This window comes from Ruegeria sp. AE3 (assembly GCF_056542225.1).
Map to the genome: position 1 here is coordinate 211,099 of NZ_JBQFZL010000001.1, position 16,084 is coordinate 227,182.

The 16,084-nt window shown below is 58.3% G+C and carries 15 protein-coding genes; 8 read left to right on the forward strand and 7 right to left on the reverse strand.

Going from position 1 to position 16,084, the window contains the following annotated elements:
- Positions 1-2: 2 nt before the first annotated feature.
- The 4 genes from argE to ACR0NZ_RS01045 are packed head-to-tail and all read left to right on the forward strand — an operon-like array spanning position 3 to position 4,746.
- The gene (gene argE, locus ACR0NZ_RS01030) at positions 3-1,169 is read left to right on the forward strand and encodes an acetylornithine deacetylase (protein WP_480517722.1); all 1,167 of its coding nucleotides are present in this window, start codon (positions 3-5) and stop codon (positions 1,167-1,169) included.
- A 43-nt stretch (positions 1,170-1,212) separates the two neighbouring features.
- Positions 1,213-2,379 (forward strand): M20 aminoacylase family protein, encoded by a 1,167-nt coding sequence (locus ACR0NZ_RS01035; RefSeq protein ID WP_480516356.1) that lies wholly within the window; start codon positions 1,213-1,215, stop codon positions 2,377-2,379.
- A 15-nt stretch (positions 2,380-2,394) separates the two neighbouring features.
- The gene (locus ACR0NZ_RS01040; RefSeq protein WP_480516358.1) at positions 2,395-3,558 is read left to right on the forward strand and encodes a M20 aminoacylase family protein; all 1,164 of its coding nucleotides are present in this window, start codon (positions 2,395-2,397) and stop codon (positions 3,556-3,558) included.
- A gap of 24 nt (positions 3,559-3,582) precedes the next feature.
- Positions 3,583-4,746: a M20 aminoacylase family protein gene (locus tag ACR0NZ_RS01045; protein WP_480476043.1), complete on the forward strand. Its 1,164-nt coding sequence runs from the start codon at positions 3,583-3,585 to the stop codon at positions 4,744-4,746.
- Positions 4,747-4,789: 43 nt separating this feature from the next.
- Here ACR0NZ_RS01045 and ACR0NZ_RS01050 read toward each other — a convergent pair whose 3' ends face one another.
- Together ACR0NZ_RS01050 and moaA are read right to left on the reverse strand one after the other, a co-directional pair.
- Positions 4,790-6,112 carry a 3-deoxy-D-manno-octulosonic acid transferase gene (locus ACR0NZ_RS01050; protein ID WP_480516360.1) on the reverse strand — a complete coding sequence of 441 codons (1,323 nt, stop codon included), beginning with the start codon at positions 6,110-6,112 and terminating at the stop codon, positions 4,790-4,792.
- 3 nt (positions 6,113-6,115) lie between these two features.
- On the reverse strand, positions 6,116-7,123 hold the full coding sequence (gene moaA, locus ACR0NZ_RS01055) for a GTP 3',8-cyclase MoaA (RefSeq protein WP_480476047.1): 1,008 nt from the start codon (positions 7,121-7,123) through the stop codon (positions 6,116-6,118).
- A gap of 90 nt (positions 7,124-7,213) precedes the next feature.
- On the opposite strand from moaA, the gene ACR0NZ_RS01060 reads away from it, so the two are divergent.
- Complete coding sequence (locus ACR0NZ_RS01060; RefSeq protein ID WP_480516362.1) at positions 7,214-7,645, forward strand: hypothetical protein; 432 nt, start codon at positions 7,214-7,216, stop codon at positions 7,643-7,645.
- Here the strand turns inward: ACR0NZ_RS01060 and ACR0NZ_RS01065 are convergent.
- From ACR0NZ_RS01065 to glmU, 4 genes are read right to left on the reverse strand one after another with little or no spacing between them, the layout of a single operon-like run.
- The gene (locus tag ACR0NZ_RS01065; RefSeq protein WP_480516364.1) at positions 7,633-8,319 is read right to left on the reverse strand and encodes a DNA alkylation repair protein; all 687 of its coding nucleotides are present in this window, start codon (positions 8,317-8,319) and stop codon (positions 7,633-7,635) included. The two genes, ACR0NZ_RS01060 and ACR0NZ_RS01065, sit on opposite strands and share 13 nt — an antisense overlap.
- A 5-nt stretch (positions 8,320-8,324) precedes the next feature.
- Positions 8,325-8,867, reverse strand: a complete 543-nt coding sequence (locus tag ACR0NZ_RS01070; protein ID WP_480516366.1) for a pyridoxamine 5'-phosphate oxidase family protein — start codon at positions 8,865-8,867, stop codon at positions 8,325-8,327.
- 3 nt (positions 8,868-8,870) lie between these two features.
- Positions 8,871-10,694, reverse strand: coding sequence for a glutamine--fructose-6-phosphate transaminase (isomerizing) (gene glmS, locus ACR0NZ_RS01075; protein WP_480516368.1), 1,824 nt, complete (start codon positions 10,692-10,694; stop codon positions 8,871-8,873).
- Positions 10,695-10,697: 3 nt separating this feature from the next.
- Positions 10,698-12,050, reverse strand: coding sequence for a bifunctional UDP-N-acetylglucosamine diphosphorylase/glucosamine-1-phosphate N-acetyltransferase GlmU (gene glmU, locus ACR0NZ_RS01080; RefSeq protein WP_480516370.1), 1,353 nt, complete (start codon positions 12,048-12,050; stop codon positions 10,698-10,700).
- A 134-nt stretch (positions 12,051-12,184) separates the two neighbouring features.
- Here glmU and ACR0NZ_RS01085 point away from each other — a divergent pair, with 134 nt between their 5' ends.
- The 3 genes from ACR0NZ_RS01085 to ACR0NZ_RS01095 all read left to right on the forward strand — a co-directional run bounded on the left by ACR0NZ_RS01085 (position 12,185) and on the right by ACR0NZ_RS01095 (position 15,414).
- A complete protein-coding gene (locus ACR0NZ_RS01085; RefSeq protein WP_480516372.1) occupies positions 12,185-12,856 on the forward strand; it encodes an HAD-IA family hydrolase in 672 nt (223 codons plus the stop codon).
- Between the two features lie 39 nt (positions 12,857-12,895).
- Positions 12,896-14,086 (forward strand): DegT/DnrJ/EryC1/StrS family aminotransferase, encoded by a 1,191-nt coding sequence (locus ACR0NZ_RS01090; protein WP_480516374.1) that lies wholly within the window; start codon positions 12,896-12,898, stop codon positions 14,084-14,086.
- 164 nt (positions 14,087-14,250) lie between these two features.
- On the forward strand, positions 14,251-15,414 hold the full coding sequence (locus tag ACR0NZ_RS01095) for an isovaleryl-CoA dehydrogenase (protein ID WP_267362877.1): 1,164 nt from the start codon (positions 14,251-14,253) through the stop codon (positions 15,412-15,414).
- A gap of 50 nt (positions 15,415-15,464) precedes the next feature.
- Here the strand turns inward: ACR0NZ_RS01095 and ACR0NZ_RS01100 are convergent, their stop codons facing one another.
- Entirely contained in the window at positions 15,465-16,070 is a 606-nt protein-coding gene (locus ACR0NZ_RS01100; protein WP_480517724.1) for an OmpW/AlkL family protein, read from the reverse strand.
- Positions 16,071-16,084: the final 14 nt, after the last annotated feature.

The window sequence follows — 16,084 nt, forward strand, 5'->3', positions numbered from 1 at the left end:
CGATGGGCAAGCGCCTGACGCCGCTTGAGATCATGACCAAGCTGATCTCATTTCCAACCGTGAGTCGTGACACCAATCTGCCGTTGGTCGACTGGGTGGAAGAATACCTGAAAAGCCATGGGATCACGTCGCACCGCTGGGCTGATCCGAATCAGCCGCATAAGGCGGCGATCTTTGCGCATGTCGGCCCTTTGGAAGAAGGCTCAGTTGTGCTGTCCGGGCACACGGATGTAGTACCGGTTTACGGGCAACCCTGGGACACCGACCCCTTCACCGTGACCGAGAAGGACGGCAAATATTTCGGGCGCGGCACCTGCGACATGAAGGGATTTGATGCGCTTGCCATCTGGGCGCTGGTCGAGGCGCATTACGCAAATGTGAGGCGACCGCTCCAACTTGCGCTGAGTTTTGATGAGGAAGTCGGTTGTACCGGGGCGCCGCCGATGATCGAGGCGATGCACGACGTTCTCCCCAAAGGTTCGGCGGTGATCGTGGGTGAGCCGTCGATGATGCAGGCGGTAACAGGTCACAAGGGCGGTTTCGGCTTTGACACCCATATCGTCGGGTTCGAAGTTCACAGCTCGATCATGCACACAGGCGTCAACGCCATCATGGCAGCGGCCCCATTGATCGACTGGGCCAACCAGCAGAACGCGCGGAACTTGGCGGCGCAACCCAGTGCCGTTGCCGCCGTATTCGATCCACCCTGGACAACCTGCCATGTCGGTATGATTGAAGGCGGAACGGCCCATAACATTACTGCCAAAGACTGCCGGTTCATGATGGATTTTCGGACCGTGCCCGACGAAACGCAGGCCCAATGGCGAGATGCCTATTTCGAACAGGTTCGGCACATTGAGGCTCAGATGCAGGCCGTTCACCCGGATACCCGCATCGAACTGACTGAAAACTTCGCGATTCCGGGGTTGATCCCGGAAGAGGATGGTGAAGCCGAAGCACTGGTACGCGCCCTGACCGGAGACAACGCAAGCCATGTGGTCAGTTACGGGACCGAGGCAGGCCAGTTTCAGGAGGCCGGGTATTCTGCCGTGATATGTGGACCCGGAGACATAGCGCAGGCACATCAGCCGAATGAGTTTGTTACGATTGAACAATTCGAAGCCGGTCATAAATTCATGCAGCGATTGGTTGAAAAACTATGCGCCTAGCCCGGTGTAATACGGTGCCAGCGGTTGAGAGAAAGGTCTTGAGATGCCCGTAAAAAACAGACTTGCGGAAATGCATGGCGAGATTACCGAATGGCGCCGCCACCTGCACGCCCATCCGGAGCTGATGTATGACGTCCATGAAACTGCGGCCTTTGTTGCCGCCCGTCTGAAAGAGTTCGGAGTGGACGAGATCACTCCGGGCATTGGCAAAACGGGCGTTGTCGGGGTGATCAAAGGGCGCACGGATACGCAGGGGCGCGTCATCGGCCTGCGGGCGGACATGGATGCGCTTCCGATTGAAGAGGCGACAGGGCTGGACTATGCCTCGACCGTGTCGGGCAAGATGCACGCCTGCGGACATGACGGGCACACTTCGATGCTGCTTGGGGCCGCGCAGTACCTTTCCGAGACGCGCAATTTCGATGGCACTGTGGTTCTGATCTTCCAGCCCGCCGAGGAAGGCGGGGCCGGCGGTCTGGCCATGTGTCAGGACGGGCTGATGGACCGCTGGGGCATTCACGAGGTCTATGGCATGCACAATATGCCCGGTCTTCCGGTGGGCGAATTCGCAATTCGCCCCGGCGCGTTGCTGGCCTCGTCCGATGAGTTTGAAATCACCGTCACTGGCAAGGGCGGACACGCCGCTGCACCGCACGAGGCGGTGGATACGACGCTGGTGGCCTCGCATATCGTTGTTGCCTTGCAATCGGTGGTGTCCCGGACCGTTGACCCGATCAAGCGAGTTGTCCTCACCGTTGGGACGTTTGTGACGGATAGCGTTGCGTCGAACGTGATCGCTCATACGGTGCGTTTGCAGGGAACCGTGCGGACACTTGACCCCGAGTATCGTACAATCGCCGAAGAACGCGTGCGCCGGATTGCCGAGGATACAGCCTCGGCCTTTGGCGCGAAGGCGGAAGTTATCTGGACACCCGGATACCCGGTGACAGTGAATTCCGAGGCCGAAACGGGCTATGCGGCCGAGGCGGCAGCTGCGGTTGCGGGCAAGGTCAACGACAGCACGGACCCGATCATGCCGTCCGAAGATTTTGCCTATATGCTTGAAGAACGCCCCGGCGCGTACATCTTTATCGGGAACGGGGATACGGCCATGTGCCACCACCCGCAATACAACTTTGACGACGACGCGATCCCCGCCGGTTGCAGCTGGTTTGCCGAGCTTGTGGAACGACGATTGCCTGTCGCATGAAACAGGGAGAATGACATGCCGATCAAGAACCGTCTCGCAGAGATGCATGATGAGATCACCGGTTGGCGGCGTGACATTCACCAACACCCGGAAATTCTGTACGACACTCACCGCACCAGTGCGCTGGTTGCGGAAAAGCTGAACGAGTTTGGTTGCGACGACGTCGTGACTGGCATCGGTCGTACCGGAGTCGTTGGCGTCATTCGCGGCAAAAGCGACACACGGGGCCGTGTGATTGGCTTGCGCGCCGATATGGACGCCCTGCCGATGCAGGAACAGACCGGGTTGGACTATGCCTCGGAAATACCGAATGCGATGCATGCCTGTGGTCATGACGGCCATACGGCGATGGTTTTGGGGGCCGCCAAGTATCTGGCGGAAACCCGCAATTTTGATGGCACGGCAATCGTGATCTTTCAGCCCGCCGAAGAGGGTGGAAATGGTGCCGAGGCCATGTGCAAGGACGGTCTGATGGATCGGTTCGGCATTCAGGAAGTCTATGCGATGCACAATGTGCCGGGTATTCCTGCCGGGCAGTTTGCCATTCGTTCGGGGCCGTTGCTGGCGGCAGCGGATGAGTTTGACATCCATCTTGAAGGGCGCGGCGGCCACGCGGCAAAACCTCATCAGACGATTGATACAACGGTGATGCTGTCGCAGCTGATCGTGGCGTTGCAGACGATTGTGTCGCGCAATGCGAATCCGATTTTGCAGGCCGTGCTGTCTGTGACCTCGGTCGAGACGTCCTCGAAAGCGTTCAACGTGATCCCGCAATCAGCACGGATCCGCGGCACTGTTCGGACCCATTCCAACGAGTTGCGCGACCTGATCGAACAACGGCTGAAGGAAGTCTCGGAAGGGATCTCTGCAACATTTGGCGGGTCTGTGAACGTCACCTATAAACGCGGTGTTCCGGTGACGATCAATGCCGAAGCTCAGACGGGATATGCAGCAGAGGCCGCGGTGTCGGTTGGGGGCAGTTGCATTGAAGCGCCGATGGTGATGGGGGGCGAGGATTTCTCGTTCATGCTGGAAGAGAGGCCCGGGGCATTCATCGTTTTGGGCAACGGTGACAGTGCCGGGCTGCACCACCCCGAATACAATTTCAATGACGAGATCATCCCCATTGGGTGCTCGTGGTTTGCGGAAATGGTCGAGCGCCGGATGCCAGCGGCTTGACCTGAATCAGGAGAGAGAAAAGACATGCCAGTCAAGAACCGCTTTGCCGAATTGCAGAATGAAATCACGGAATGGCGAAGGGATCTGCACGAAAATCCCGAGATCCTGTTCGAAACCCACCGCACCAGCGCGAAAGTGGCCGAGAAGCTGAAGGAGTTCGGCTGCGATGAGGTTGTGACCGGTATCGGACGTACCGGTGTTGTCGGGGTGATCAAAGGCAAGTCGGACAGCAAGGGAAAGGTGATCGGCCTGCGCGCAGATATGGATGCTTTGCCGATACATGAGGCAACGGGGTTGGACTATGCCTCGAAAACGCCGGGTGCGATGCATGCTTGTGGCCATGACGGGCACACCGCGATGTTGCTGGGGGCGGCAAAGTACCTGTCGGAAACCCGCAACTTTGACGGCACTGTTGTCGTGATCTTCCAACCTGCTGAGGAAGGTGGCGGCGGGGGCCGCGAAATGTGCGAAGACGGAATGATGGACCGCTGGAACATTCAGGAAGTCTACGGCATGCATAATTGGCCGGGGCAGCCTGTTGGCAAGTTCGCAATCCGGCCGGGTTCGTTCTTTGCGGCAACTGATCAGTTCGATGTCACCTTTGAGGGTCGCGGCGGACATGCCGCCAAGCCGCATGAGACTGTGGATACTACAGTTCTGGCAGCGCAGGCAGTCCTTACGTTGCAAACGATTTCTTCGCGCAATGCCGACCCAATAGACCAGGTCGTGGTGTCTGTGACATCGTTTGAGACGTCATCCAAGGCATTCAATGTGATCCCTCAGACCGTGCAGATCAAAGGCACCGTGCGCACAATGAGCAAGGGCATGCGGGATCTGGCTGAAAAGCGGATCAACGAGATTTGCAACGGTGTAGCGGCCACGTTTGGCGGCACCGCTGACGTGACTTACATTCGCGGGTACCCGGTAATGGTGAACAGCGACGAGCAAACAGAGTTTGCGGCGGATGTGGCCCGGTCGGTGTCCGGTGATTGCGACGAGGCACCGTTGGTCATGGGGGGCGAAGATTTTGCCTTCATGCTGGAAGAGCGCCCAGGCGCCTATATTCTTGTGGGCAACGGTGACACCGCAATGGTTCATCACCCGGAATACAATTTCAACGACGAAGCCATTCCGGCCGGATGCAGCTGGTGGGCAGAGATTGTTGAACAGCGGATGCCAGCCGCCTGATGGTGAGGGTGGGGGCTCTGCCCCCACACCCCCGGGGATATTTCTAGCCAGATGAAGCGGGATCCTTTGCTTGCAGATCAAGCACCGTGCAGAGGGTTTCGACGACGGCATCCAAGGCGGTCGACTGCGTATTGACGCAGGATTGTGCAGCCCTTCGGGCGGCTTGAAGGGCATTCTGGTCCGACAGCCAATGTGAAACGGCCTCAGAGAGGTCAGCGGATGTCTGGACCTCGACAGCGCCCTTGGCGTCGATCAGCGGGGCAAAGGTTTCTGCAAAGTTGAAATACCCTGGGCCGGTGACCACGGCGGCCCCAGCCTGTGCCGGTTCAAACGGGTTGTGTCCGCCAATCTCTTTCAGTGAGCCCCCAAGGAACACGATCGGGCAAAGCGCGTACCAGGTTCCGGTTTCGCCCAGTGTGTCGGCAACATACACGTGCGTCGTATCTGTGATCGGTGCATTTTTTGACCGGAAGGATGCCTTGAGCCCGGCGTTGTTCAGAAGTTCTGCAACCTCGTCGCGTCGTTCGGGGTGGCGTGGGATCAGTAGCAGCAGAAGGTCGGGCCAATGTTGCAATAACGCCTTGTGGGCTGTCAGAACGCTGTCCTCTTCTCCGGCGTGGGTGGAACTGGCGATCCAGACAGGTCTGGCGGCTATTTGCGCACGAATGTCGTCCAGCGTGCTCTGGTCCACGGGCAGAGGATCGGACATGGCCTTGAGGTTGGTGCCGGGCTGCACCCGTTGGGCTGGGGCACCCATGGCAATCAGGTTGGCTGCTGTTTTGTTGTTTTGCGTTAAGAGCAGGCGAAATTTATTCAGGACAAACCTTGCTGTTTTAGGGCGCTTCTTCCATCCGGCGACAGATTTGTCCGACAATCGAGCATTCAGCAGAGCCAGCGGAATGTCGCGCCCCGCGCTTTCGACAATCAGCCGCGGCCAGATCTCGCTTTCGACGAAGATCCCGGCATCGGGTTGCCAATGGTCCAGAAAGCGTTGAACCGGGCCGGCTGTGTCAAGCGGTGGGTACTGGTGTCGGGTGCGAGGCGGCAGTCGCTTTTCGATCAGGGCCGCTGAGGTTGGCGTTCCTGAGGTGATCAGAAACTCGGTTTTGGGAAGGCGGTCGGCCAGCCGATTGATCAGAGTGAGGACCGACAGGCTTTCGCCGACACTGGCGGCGTGGAACCAGATCAACTGCCCTGCGGGGCGGGGCATACTGGCATGGCCAAGACGCTCCTGTTGGCGATTGGCTGGTACACCGGCAGCCTCAAGTTTCTTTCGGACGGTTCTCCAGACCAGAGGTGCGGCCAGAGAGATCAGGGCGCAGTACAGGTGGTACAGTGCTGTGGGGCGGTCTTGGTGATCCGGCATATATCAGCCGCCTGTATGGCTCATATGGCGGCTCATCCGACCATCAACGGACTGGCGAGAATAGTCGAAGTCATGACCTTTTGGCTTCAGGTTAATCGCCGCACGGATGGCATCTTCAAGCGGCTGTTCGGTATCGGGGTGATCCCGCAATGCGCCCCGCAGATCCGCCATGTCCTCCTGCCCCAGACACATATAAAGCTCGCCGGTGCAGGTCAGGCGCACGCGGTTGCAGCTTTCGCAGAAATTGTGGGACAGGGGCGTGATGAAGCCGATCTTCTGACCTGTTTCTTCCAGCCTGATATAGCGGGCCGGTCCGCCTGTGCGTTCGGCCAGATCAGTGATCGTGTAATGGTTTTCGTACTCTTTGCGCACATCCTTGAGAGACCAGTATTGATCCAGTCGATCCTCGTTGCCGATATCGCCCATCGGCATGACCTCGATCCAGGTCAGGTCCATGTCGCGCTCGGCGCACCATTCGGTGATCTTCGGCAGTTCGGGTTCGTTGAATCCCTTGAGCGCAACAGCGTTGATCTTGATCCGCAGCCCGGCCTTTTGCGCCGCGTCGATGCCATTCAGTACCTGTTTGAGGCGGCCCCAGCGCGTGACTTTTGCAAATTTGTCGTCATCCAGCGTATCCAGGGAAACATTCACACGGCGCACACCGGCGGCATAAAGATCTTCGGCAAAGCGATGCAACTGCGAACCGTTTGTCGTGAGCGTCAGCTCTTTCAACGCACCGCTTTCCAAGTGGCGGGTCATGGCGTTGAAGAAGGTCATGATATTGCGACGAACCAATGGCTCACCGCCGGTAATGCGCAGTTTCTCGACGCCCATTCTCACAAAGGTCGAGCACATGCGATCCAGCTCTTCCAGCGTAAGAAGGTCTTTCTTGGGCAGAAAAGTCATGTTTTCGGACATGCAGTAGACACAGCGAAAATCACAGCGGTCCGTAACGGAGACGCGGAGATACGTGATGGCGCGGGCAAACGGGTCGATGAGCGGAGCAGACATGCGACATAGGTAAAGCTGTAACCTGCCTGCGACAAGTGCGAACTGCGCTTTGCACTGGATCACACCCGCATGGGGTTGTAGTTTCCGGGAATGAAAAAGGCATTTGTTTTTCTATGCGTTGTTTTGACCGGGTGCGATACTGTCCGGGCATCGACGGAACGTGTGTTCGGGTCGGGGGATGAGGCGGCTGCGGCCGTATCGGACGTTGAAACTGCGCCAGTTGTCGCTGAGGAGGTTCTTCGGCCCGAGCCGGTTGCGGCACGCCCCAGTTGGGTCGGAGCCAAAACAACCATTGCCGGGCTTGGTGATCCGACCACACCAGGGCGCTGGATGCAGACGCCGCTGGTCGATAGCGAGGTAACGGCGCGAGTTGTTGTGCCCAGAACCGGCGCGCAGGCCTATATCACCCTGGTTCCTGCCGCAGGCCCGGAAAGTAGCGGCAGCCGCTTGTCGCTGGATGCCATGCGGGCCCTTCTGGTGCCATTAGACGAACTGGTCGAAGTCGCGGTCTATGCCGACTGACTTTTCAGGTATTTGGCTGCTTCGCGTCGGGCGAACGGTTTCATGGCATCACCATGTCTGTCCAGAAACGCGATCACACGTTCGGGGTCGTGTTTGGACAGTTCCCGGAGCCACCAGGCGATTGATTTCTGAATAAACCAGTCGCGGTCAGGGACATATCCGGCGGCCCAGCCGAGGATACAGTCGCGACGTTGCAGGTCTTCGGGCTTGGGGTGGTTCTGTTTGGTCCAGGGCAGTGTTGCGACAAGGGCCGCGCGCCGGGTCCACATGTGATCGGACTGAGTCCACTGTTCGACGACAATCAGTCTCTCGGGGTCGGCCATCAGTCGTTTTTGCATCGCCATGCAGGCATGATCGGCGACGGCCCAGGCGTCAAAATCCGGTAGCCAGCTTTGAAGCAGGTCCCAAACCTGATCGTCGGGCCGGATGCGGGCCTGGGTCAGAAGCTTGGCCGCGGCAAGGCGCGCTTCGTGGATATCGGTTTGCCACAGCGCCTTGGCCAGCGCGACGCGTTTTTTCACATCCAGCTCTTGCCGCCATGCTTTGGTCAGATCGTTGAGAACCGGGTTGGCGACGCCCAGATAGACGCGATCCGCCTTGTGATAACTGGCCATCTGACCCGCACGTTCGGGGTCGGCATGGGCTTTGATCTGATCAAGAAAAGTGGTCAGCATCGGGGTCAGACCGGAACGCCTGTTGGTTCGCCGTCTATCGTCTGGCTGTTCTTTTCTGCCCAACAAAACCGGATGTCGCCGTCCGTTTTGCCATCGACCCATTTCTGCATCGTGTCGCGGTCGGACTGGAATGCCATGAACGGCACTGCATACCCGCAGGAGGTCTGAACCATTTCGATCGACTGGTCGTAGATCTGCCGGGCGCTGCGGTGGTTGGGGAAAAGATTGGCCAGTTCATCCCAGCCCTCATCTCCGACGTGCAGAGTGCGGGCAGTGCCATATGTGCGCAGGATCAGCGGGCGTTTGGTGAAGGAGCACCACATCAGTGTCATCCTGTTGACTTGCATCAGATGCCCCGCCGTCTCGTTTCCGCTGCCAGTCAAGTTCATCCAGACGATGCGGTTTGGTCCCAGCACCCGCAGCGAGTCCATACCTTTGGGCGAGATATTGACCTTTCCCTCGGTCCCGGCAGTGCCGACGAAGAACATATGCTGATCTTCGATGAACTTTTGATGCGCGTCATCAAGCTGGGAAAACTGTTTGGACATGGGTCACTCTACCGTCACTGATTTTGCCAGATTGCGCGGCTGGTCTACATCCGTCCCTTTGGCTACAGCCGTGTGGTATGCCAGCAACTGTGCGGGAACCGAATAAAGGATCGGCGCAAGACTGGTGTGAATATGAGGCATCCGGATTGTGCTCCAGACGCCGTCTCCGGCCTCGTCAATTCCATCATCATCAGACACAAGGATCACTTTGCCCTTGCGCGCCATCACTTCCTGCATGTTCGACACGGTCTTGTCGAACACGGTGTCGCGGGGTGCCATGACGACAACAGGCATATGCTTGTCGATCAGGGCGATGGGTCCGTGTTTCAACTCGCCCGATGCATACCCTTCGGCGTGGATATAGCTGATTTCCTTGAGCTTCAGCGCCCCTTCCATTGCCAAAGGATACATCAGGCCACGGCCCAGGAACAGAACGTCGCGCGCCTCGGACAGGCGTTGGGCTGCTTTGCGGATCGCCCGGTTCTGATCCAATGCCGTGTTCAGCACGGTCGGCAATCCGCGCAGCGCAGCGGTGTGATCGGCGATTTCCTCATCGGTCAGAGTGCCGCGGTCGGCCGCTGCCTTGAGCGCCAGCATCAGCAAAACGCTTAGTTGACAGGTGAAGGCTTTGGTCGAAGCCACACCGATTTCAACGCCAGCATGGATCGGCAGGGCGATATCGCTTTCCCGAGCAATCGAGCTTTCGGGGACATTGACGACGGAAACAATCTTGTCCGCCTTGCCCTCGCAATAGCGCAGCGCGGCCAAGGTGTCGGCGGTTTCACCTGACTGGCTGACAAACAGCGCCAGTGTGCGACCCGTGATCGGAGGTTCGCGATAGCGGAACTCGCTGGCGATATCGACTTCCACCGGCATCTTTGCCAGTTGCTCGAACCAGTATTTCGCAGTCAGGCAGGCGTAAAACGCGGTGCCGCAGGCGACCATGGTCAGACGGTCCAACTTGCTGAAATCCAGCTCGGCGTCGGGTAACACCACGCGATCACCGCCCGTGGGCAGGTAGGATCGGATGGCCTCAGCCACAACGATAGGCTGTTCAGCGATTTCCTTGGCCATGAAATGCTTATGCTCGCCCTTGTCGGCGCGCGCATGATCCAGCTTGATCTTGCGCTTTTCCCGGTTGGCCAGTTCACCGGCCTCGTTGCGGATTTCCAATGATGTTCGGGTCAGAACCGCGCGGTCGCCTTCCTCAAGATAAGTGATCTGGTTGGTTAGCGGCGCAAGGGCAATGGCGTCCGAACCCACATACATCTCACCATCCCCGTGGCCGATGGCCAGAGGTGATCCTTTGCGGGCGGCTACAATCAGGTCGTCCTCACCATCGAACAGGAATGCAAGGGCGAAGGCACCTTCCAACTTGTCGATGGTCTTGAAAGCGGCCTCGACCGGGGACATGCCTGTGTTGAGGTGATGTTCCGTCATCAGCGCGACGGTTTCCGTGTCGGTTTCGGTCTTGAAGGCCACGCCGTGTTTGGCCAGTTCCGCCCTCAGGTCGCGGTAGTTTTCGACAATCCCGTTGTGAACCACGGCCACCGGGCCAGCCTTGTGGGGATGCGCGTTGTTGACGGAAGGCGCGCCATGCGTGGCCCAGCGGGTGTGACCAATGCCGGATTTTCCCGGCAGCGGATCATGCACCAACAGATCGCTGAGGTTGACCAGCTTGCCGACCGCACGCCGACGCCCCAGGACACCGTCATTGACGGTTGCAATCCCGGCACTGTCATAGCCGCGATATTCCAGCCGTTTCAGGGCTTCTACCAGAATAGGGGCTGCTTCATGCTGCCCCAAGACACCTACAATTCCACACATATCTCAGGCCTCGTTTTCGCGGCGAGCCTTCTTCGCCTTCAACATTTCAAACAGTTTTCGCGCGTAGCCGGGTTTGTTTTCCTGCTTGGCGCGCGCCAAGGCCAACGCCTCGGGCGCTACGTCTTTGGTCACCACTGTGCCTGTCGCTGTCATTGCGCCATCGCCCACCGTGACCGGGGCCACGAGCATGGTGTTGGAGCCGATAAAGACATTCGCACCTATGTTGGTCTTGTGCTTCATCACACCATCATAGTTGCAGGTGATTGTTCCCGCGCCGATATTCGTCGCAGCACCCACCGATGCGTCCCCGATATAGCTGAGGTGGTTGACCTTCGCGCCTTCGGCGATTTCTGCATTCTTGATTTCGACGAAATTGCCAACCCGCGTGTTTTCGGCCAATTCTGCGCCCGGACGCAGCCGCGCGTAGGGGCCGACGATGGCACCGCGACTGACATGGCACCCTTCCAGATGGGAAAAGGCCCGGATGGTTGCACCGCTTTCGACAGTCACTCCGGGGCCGAAAACCACGTTGGGTTCGATTACTGTGTCACGCCCAATCACAGTGTCTGCGGACAGGTATACCGTATCCGGTGCCATCAATGTGACACCCATATCCAGCAGTTCTGCCCGCGCGCGCGCCTGAAATACGGCGTCGGCGGCGGCCAGATCAGCGCGTGAGTTCACGCCCAGCGTCTGCGCCTCGTCACAGGCGACGGCGGTTACGTTCAGACCGCGGTTGCGGGCGATCTCAACTACGTCTGTCAGATAGTATTCGCCTGAGGCATTGTTGTTTTCAACGGCGTCAATCAGCGAAAAAAGCAACCGGGCATCACAGGCCAAAAGGCCCGAGTTGCAAAATGTTATGGCGCGCTCATCATCTGATGCGTCTTTGAATTCGACAATGCGTTCCAACGTGTCGCCATTCATGACCAACCGGCCATAGCGGGCCGGATCAGCCGCTTCGAACCCAAGGATGACCAGGTCATTTCGGGACCGTGCCTCGACCATCCGCTCCAGCGTATCGGGTTGTAAAAACGGGGTGTCGCCGTAAAGAACTACGATATCACCGTCGAACCCGTCCAGTGCTGTCCGGGCCTGACCAACCGCATGGGCTGTACCCAATTGTTCCTCCTGAACGGCTATCCGGGCATCTTCGTCTTCGTCCTGAGCAACCTTTGCTACAGCTTCGGACCCGTGGCCGGTGACGATCACCGTGCGTTCGGGCGACAAAACAGACCCGGCACGCATCGCGTGAACAAGCATCGGAGCCTGAGCGATGGGATGCAGGACTTTGGGAAGGTCCGAATTCATCCTGGTGCCTTTTCCGGCGGCAAGGATGACAAGGGCAATGGTCATGAAATCGTTTTCTCTTTGTGTTTTGTTGCCGACCGTTTTATCCGCTGGGGGCAAAGGCGCAAGCTGTTCGGCCATCAAACAAGATTGCCGATTGAAACAGGACACGGCGAAAACCTGCCGAAACAGGAGGCAACATGCGGACCGTCATCTTCGATCTGGACGGCACTTTGGCGGATACATCAAGCGATTTGCTGGCGGCAGCGAACCATTGTTTCCGCGAAATGGGGCATGGTGATGTGCTGGTCCATGGGCAGGATGCAGGCATCGCGCTGCGTGGCGGGCGCATGATGTTAACCCAAGGGCTGAAACGCGTTGGAGCTTACGACGAGGACACCGTTCAGGCCTATTATCCGGTTCTGCTTGAGGCTTACGCGCAAGATATCAACACCCACACAAGTTTCTATCCGGGAGCGTTGCAGGCCGTCGAGATGCTGAGTAACGCGGGCTACGGTGTCGGCATTTGCACCAACAAGCCGGAACATCTGGCCGAATTGTTACTGACGCGCATGGGAGTGCGGGACCGTTTTGCCTCGTTGGTAGGTGCGGATACGCTGCCGGTGCGCAAGCCGGACCCGGCCCCTCTGCGCGAGGCTGCGCGACGGGCCGGGGGAGATCCAGCCTGGTGCGTGCTGATCGGAGATTCGGATACCGACCGCAATACCGCCCGAGCGGCAGGGGTCCCATCGGTTTTGGTGACTTTCGGGCCGTCAGGGGAGGACATGGCAGCGCTGGAGCCCGAAGCCCTGCTGCATCACTTTGACGACTTGCCCGATCTTGTGCCTGATCTGATCGGTGCGGCAGCCTGAAACCTTGACCGGACCCTGTCGGAGATCCAGAAAAAGACCATGACGGAAACATTCATTGGTAATTTCACGCAGCAGGAACCCCTTCCAGACGACGCAATCGAGGCAGCGCTGGCTGTCCTGCGTCACGGGCGGCTGCATCGCTATAACGTGGTCCCCGGTGAGTTGGGGGAAACGGCCCTGTTGGAACAGGAGTTTGCTGCACAGATGGGGGCCAAGTATTGCTTGGCGGTTTCCTCTGGCGGTTATGCGCTTGCCACCGCGTTGCGGGCCGTCGGTGTGCAGCCGGGCGACCCGGTTCTGACCAATGCGTTCACTCTGGCTCCGGTGCCGGGATCAATTGCATCGGTCGGAGCGCGGGCGATCTTTGTCGGCGTCACCGAAAACCTGACCATCGATCTGGAGGATCTTGAGGGCAAACTGGATCAGGCCCGTGTCCTGATGCTCAGCCATATGCGCGGGCATCTGTGTGACATGGATCGTCTGATGCAGATGTGTGACGCGGCAGGCGTTATCGTGATCGAGGACTGCGCACACACGATGGGCGCGGCCTGGCGTGGTCAGTTGTCGGGGCGGCAGGGGGCGATCGGGTGTTATTCCTGCCAGACCTATAAGCACGTGAACTCGGGCGAGGGCGGTTTGCTGGTTACTGATGACGCGGAACTGGCGGCCAAGGCCACAATGCTGTCGGGGTCATACATGCTGTATGAACGCCATCTGGCAGCGCCGGGACCTGAAGTGTTCGAGCGGATAAAGTACACCACACCCAATGTGTCCGGTCGCATGGACAATTTGCGTGCCGCCATCCTACGCCCTCAGTTGCGGGATCTGGACCGGCAGGTGACACGGTGGAACGAGCGCTATCGCGAGATCGAGACCGGGCTGCGCGGCACTCCGGGCCTGACGATTGTCGAGCGACCCGAAGAGGAAACCTATGTCGGGTCTTCGATCCAGTTCCTGCTGTTGGATTGGTCGCCTGAGCGGATAGCCGACGTTATCAGCCGCTGCGCCGCGCGTGGGGTCGAGATCAAATGGTTTGGCGGGGCTGAGCCAACAGGGTTCACGTCGCGCTATGACAGCTGGAGATATTTTGAAAGCGAACGAATGCCGGAAAGTGATCGTGTTCTGGCAGGCATCATGGATATGCGTGTGCCGCTGACCTTTTCAATGGAGGATTGCCAAGTGATCGCGCGCATCATCCGAGCCGAAGTGGGCGCAGTTTATCAATCCTAGCAAAACAGAGTGCGCTTTCAGCGCACACTCGACCCTTGAGAGCGCCGCCCGGTTTGGGCGGCGTTTCGCGTTTTGGTCCGGGCTTTCACAAAGATTGACCGAAGACAGATTCGCTGTTAGAGATTTATTGAACACTTGTTCATTAATGCGGAGGGAGGACACAGATGTTCATGGCCACGATGAAGTTTGATCTGGGTGAGGATGTGAACGCCCTGCGCGAGATGGTGCATCGGTGGGCGCAGGAGCGTGTCAAGCCGATGGCGGCTGAGATTGATGCCAAGAACAGCTTTCCGAATGAACTGTGGAAAGAAATGGGAGAGCTTGGTCTTTTGGGTGTCACCGTGCCAGAAGAATACGGCGGTGCGGGCATGTCCTATTTGGCGCATACAATTGCTGTCGAAGAAGTTGCGCGCGCTTCTGCCTCGGTTTCGCTGTCTTATGGGGCGCATTCCAACCTGTGTGTGAACCAGATCAAGCTGAACGGTACGGAAGAGCAGAAACAGAAATACCTGCCGCGCCTAGTATCGGGAGAACATGTGGGTGCGCTGGCGATGTCGGAACCTTCCGCAGGTTCGGACGTGGTGTCGATGAAGCTGCGGGCGGAAAAACGCAACGACCATTACCGACTGAACGGCAACAAGTACTGGATCACAAACGGGCCAGACGCGGATACACTGGTGGTTTATGCCAAGACAGACCCCGATGCCGGATCGAAGGGTATTACTGCATTTCTGATTGAAAAAGAGATGAAGGGTTTTTCGACTTCACCCCATTTCGACAAGTTGGGGATGCGCGGGTCGAACACGGCTGAACTGATCTTTGAAGATGTCGAAGTGCCGTTCGAGAACGTATTGGGAGAAGAGGGCAAGGGCGTAGCCGTGCTCATGTCAGGTCTGGACTATGAGCGCGTGGTTCTGGCCGGGATCGGAACCGGCATCATGGCCGCCTGTCTGGATGAGGTGATGCCGTATCTGGCCGAGCGCAAGCAATTCGGCAAACCGATTGGCAGCTTCCAACTGATGCAGGGCAAGATTGCCGACATGTATACCGCGATGAACTCGGCACGGGCCTATGTCTATGAGGTGGCCAAGGCCTGTGATCGAGGAGACGTCACTCGGCAGGACGCAGCGGCGTGCTGTCTTTACGCATCCGAACAGGCGATGGTTCAGGCGCATCAGGCGGTTCAGGCGCTGGGCGGGGCAGGGTTTCTGTCGGATGCACCGGTCAGCCGGATTTTCCGGGACGCCAAGCTGATGGAGATCGGCGCAGGCACCAGCGAGATTCGACGGATGCTGATCGGCCGGGAAATGATGAACGAAATGCGCTGAGTGAAGACGCCCCGCAGACGAGGTTACAGCGGGGCGTTTCGATCAAAGGATCAGAAGCGATGAACGTAGGAAATACCGACCAGCCAAGGGTCGATGTTTGCAGTGCCAATATCGGCTCCGTTCAGCGTGACGTCCGAGTCGATGTCGAACCAGCGTACATTCAGACGGACCGCACCTTTGTCGGTGATCATATAGTCGAGACCGGCTTGCAGCGATACGCCGAAGGAATCATCGACCTTGAGGTTGCCAAGGGCAGATTGCTCGTCAAAGAAGATGGTATAGTTCAGACCTGCACCGACATAGGGCTTCCAGGCGCTATTGGTCGGGAAGTGATAGTTCAGCGACAAGGTGGGCGGCAGATGTTTGACGCTGCCAGCGTCCACGCTTCCACCCAAGGTGACGTTATGTTTGAACGGGGTCGCGGCCAGCAGCTCGATCCCCAGATTGTCTTGGATGAAATACTCGGCGGTGAAGATCGGGCGCGTATCCGAGTCGATATCGGCGCTAAGGCCGGCCAGTGTTCCGTTGTTGGATCTCGGGTCAAGGTACCCCACACCGATACCGAGCGTCCAATCCCCCTGAGATTGGGCAAACGCAGGGGCGGCCAGAGCCACCAACGCGGTGGAAAGAGTCAAAGCGGCGAGTTTCTTGGTCATTGTCTTGCCTTTGG

What these genes read in the sequence shown, in the direction of transcription:
- ACR0NZ_RS01100 (WP_480517724.1), bottom strand. Translation starts at nt 16,070, where the DNA reads ATGACCAAGAAACTCGCCGCTTTGACTCTTTCCACCGCGTTGGTGGCT.
- moaA (WP_480476047.1), bottom strand. Translation starts at nt 7,123, where the DNA reads ATGTCTGCTCCGCTCATCGACCCGTTTGCCCGCGCCATCACGTATCTC.
- ACR0NZ_RS01035 (WP_480516356.1), top strand. Translation starts at nt 1,213, where the DNA reads ATGCCCGTAAAAAACAGACTTGCGGAAATGCATGGCGAGATTACCGAA.
- argE (WP_480517722.1), top strand. Translation starts at nt 3, where the DNA reads ATGGGCAAGCGCCTGACGCCGCTTGAGATCATGACCAAGCTGATCTCA.
- ACR0NZ_RS01085 (WP_480516372.1), top strand. Translation starts at nt 12,185, where the DNA reads ATGCGGACCGTCATCTTCGATCTGGACGGCACTTTGGCGGATACATCA.
- ACR0NZ_RS01060 (WP_480516362.1), top strand. Translation starts at nt 7,214, where the DNA reads ATGAAAAAGGCATTTGTTTTTCTATGCGTTGTTTTGACCGGGTGCGAT.
- ACR0NZ_RS01045 (WP_480476043.1), top strand. Translation starts at nt 3,583, where the DNA reads ATGCCAGTCAAGAACCGCTTTGCCGAATTGCAGAATGAAATCACGGAA.
- ACR0NZ_RS01070 (WP_480516366.1), bottom strand. Translation starts at nt 8,867, where the DNA reads ATGTCCAAACAGTTTTCCCAGCTTGATGACGCGCATCAAAAGTTCATC.
- ACR0NZ_RS01050 (WP_480516360.1), bottom strand. Translation starts at nt 6,112, where the DNA reads ATGCCGGATCACCAAGACCGCCCCACAGCACTGTACCACCTGTACTGC.
- glmS (WP_480516368.1), bottom strand. Translation starts at nt 10,694, where the DNA reads ATGTGTGGAATTGTAGGTGTCTTGGGGCAGCATGAAGCAGCCCCTATT.
- glmU (WP_480516370.1), bottom strand. Translation starts at nt 12,050, where the DNA reads ATGACCATTGCCCTTGTCATCCTTGCCGCCGGAAAAGGCACCAGGATG.
- ACR0NZ_RS01065 (WP_480516364.1), bottom strand. Translation starts at nt 8,319, where the DNA reads ATGCTGACCACTTTTCTTGATCAGATCAAAGCCCATGCCGACCCCGAA.
- ACR0NZ_RS01090 (WP_480516374.1), top strand. Translation starts at nt 12,896, where the DNA reads ATGACGGAAACATTCATTGGTAATTTCACGCAGCAGGAACCCCTTCCA.
- ACR0NZ_RS01040 (WP_480516358.1), top strand. Translation starts at nt 2,395, where the DNA reads ATGCCGATCAAGAACCGTCTCGCAGAGATGCATGATGAGATCACCGGT.
- ACR0NZ_RS01095 (WP_267362877.1), top strand. Translation starts at nt 14,251, where the DNA reads ATGTTCATGGCCACGATGAAGTTTGATCTGGGTGAGGATGTGAACGCC.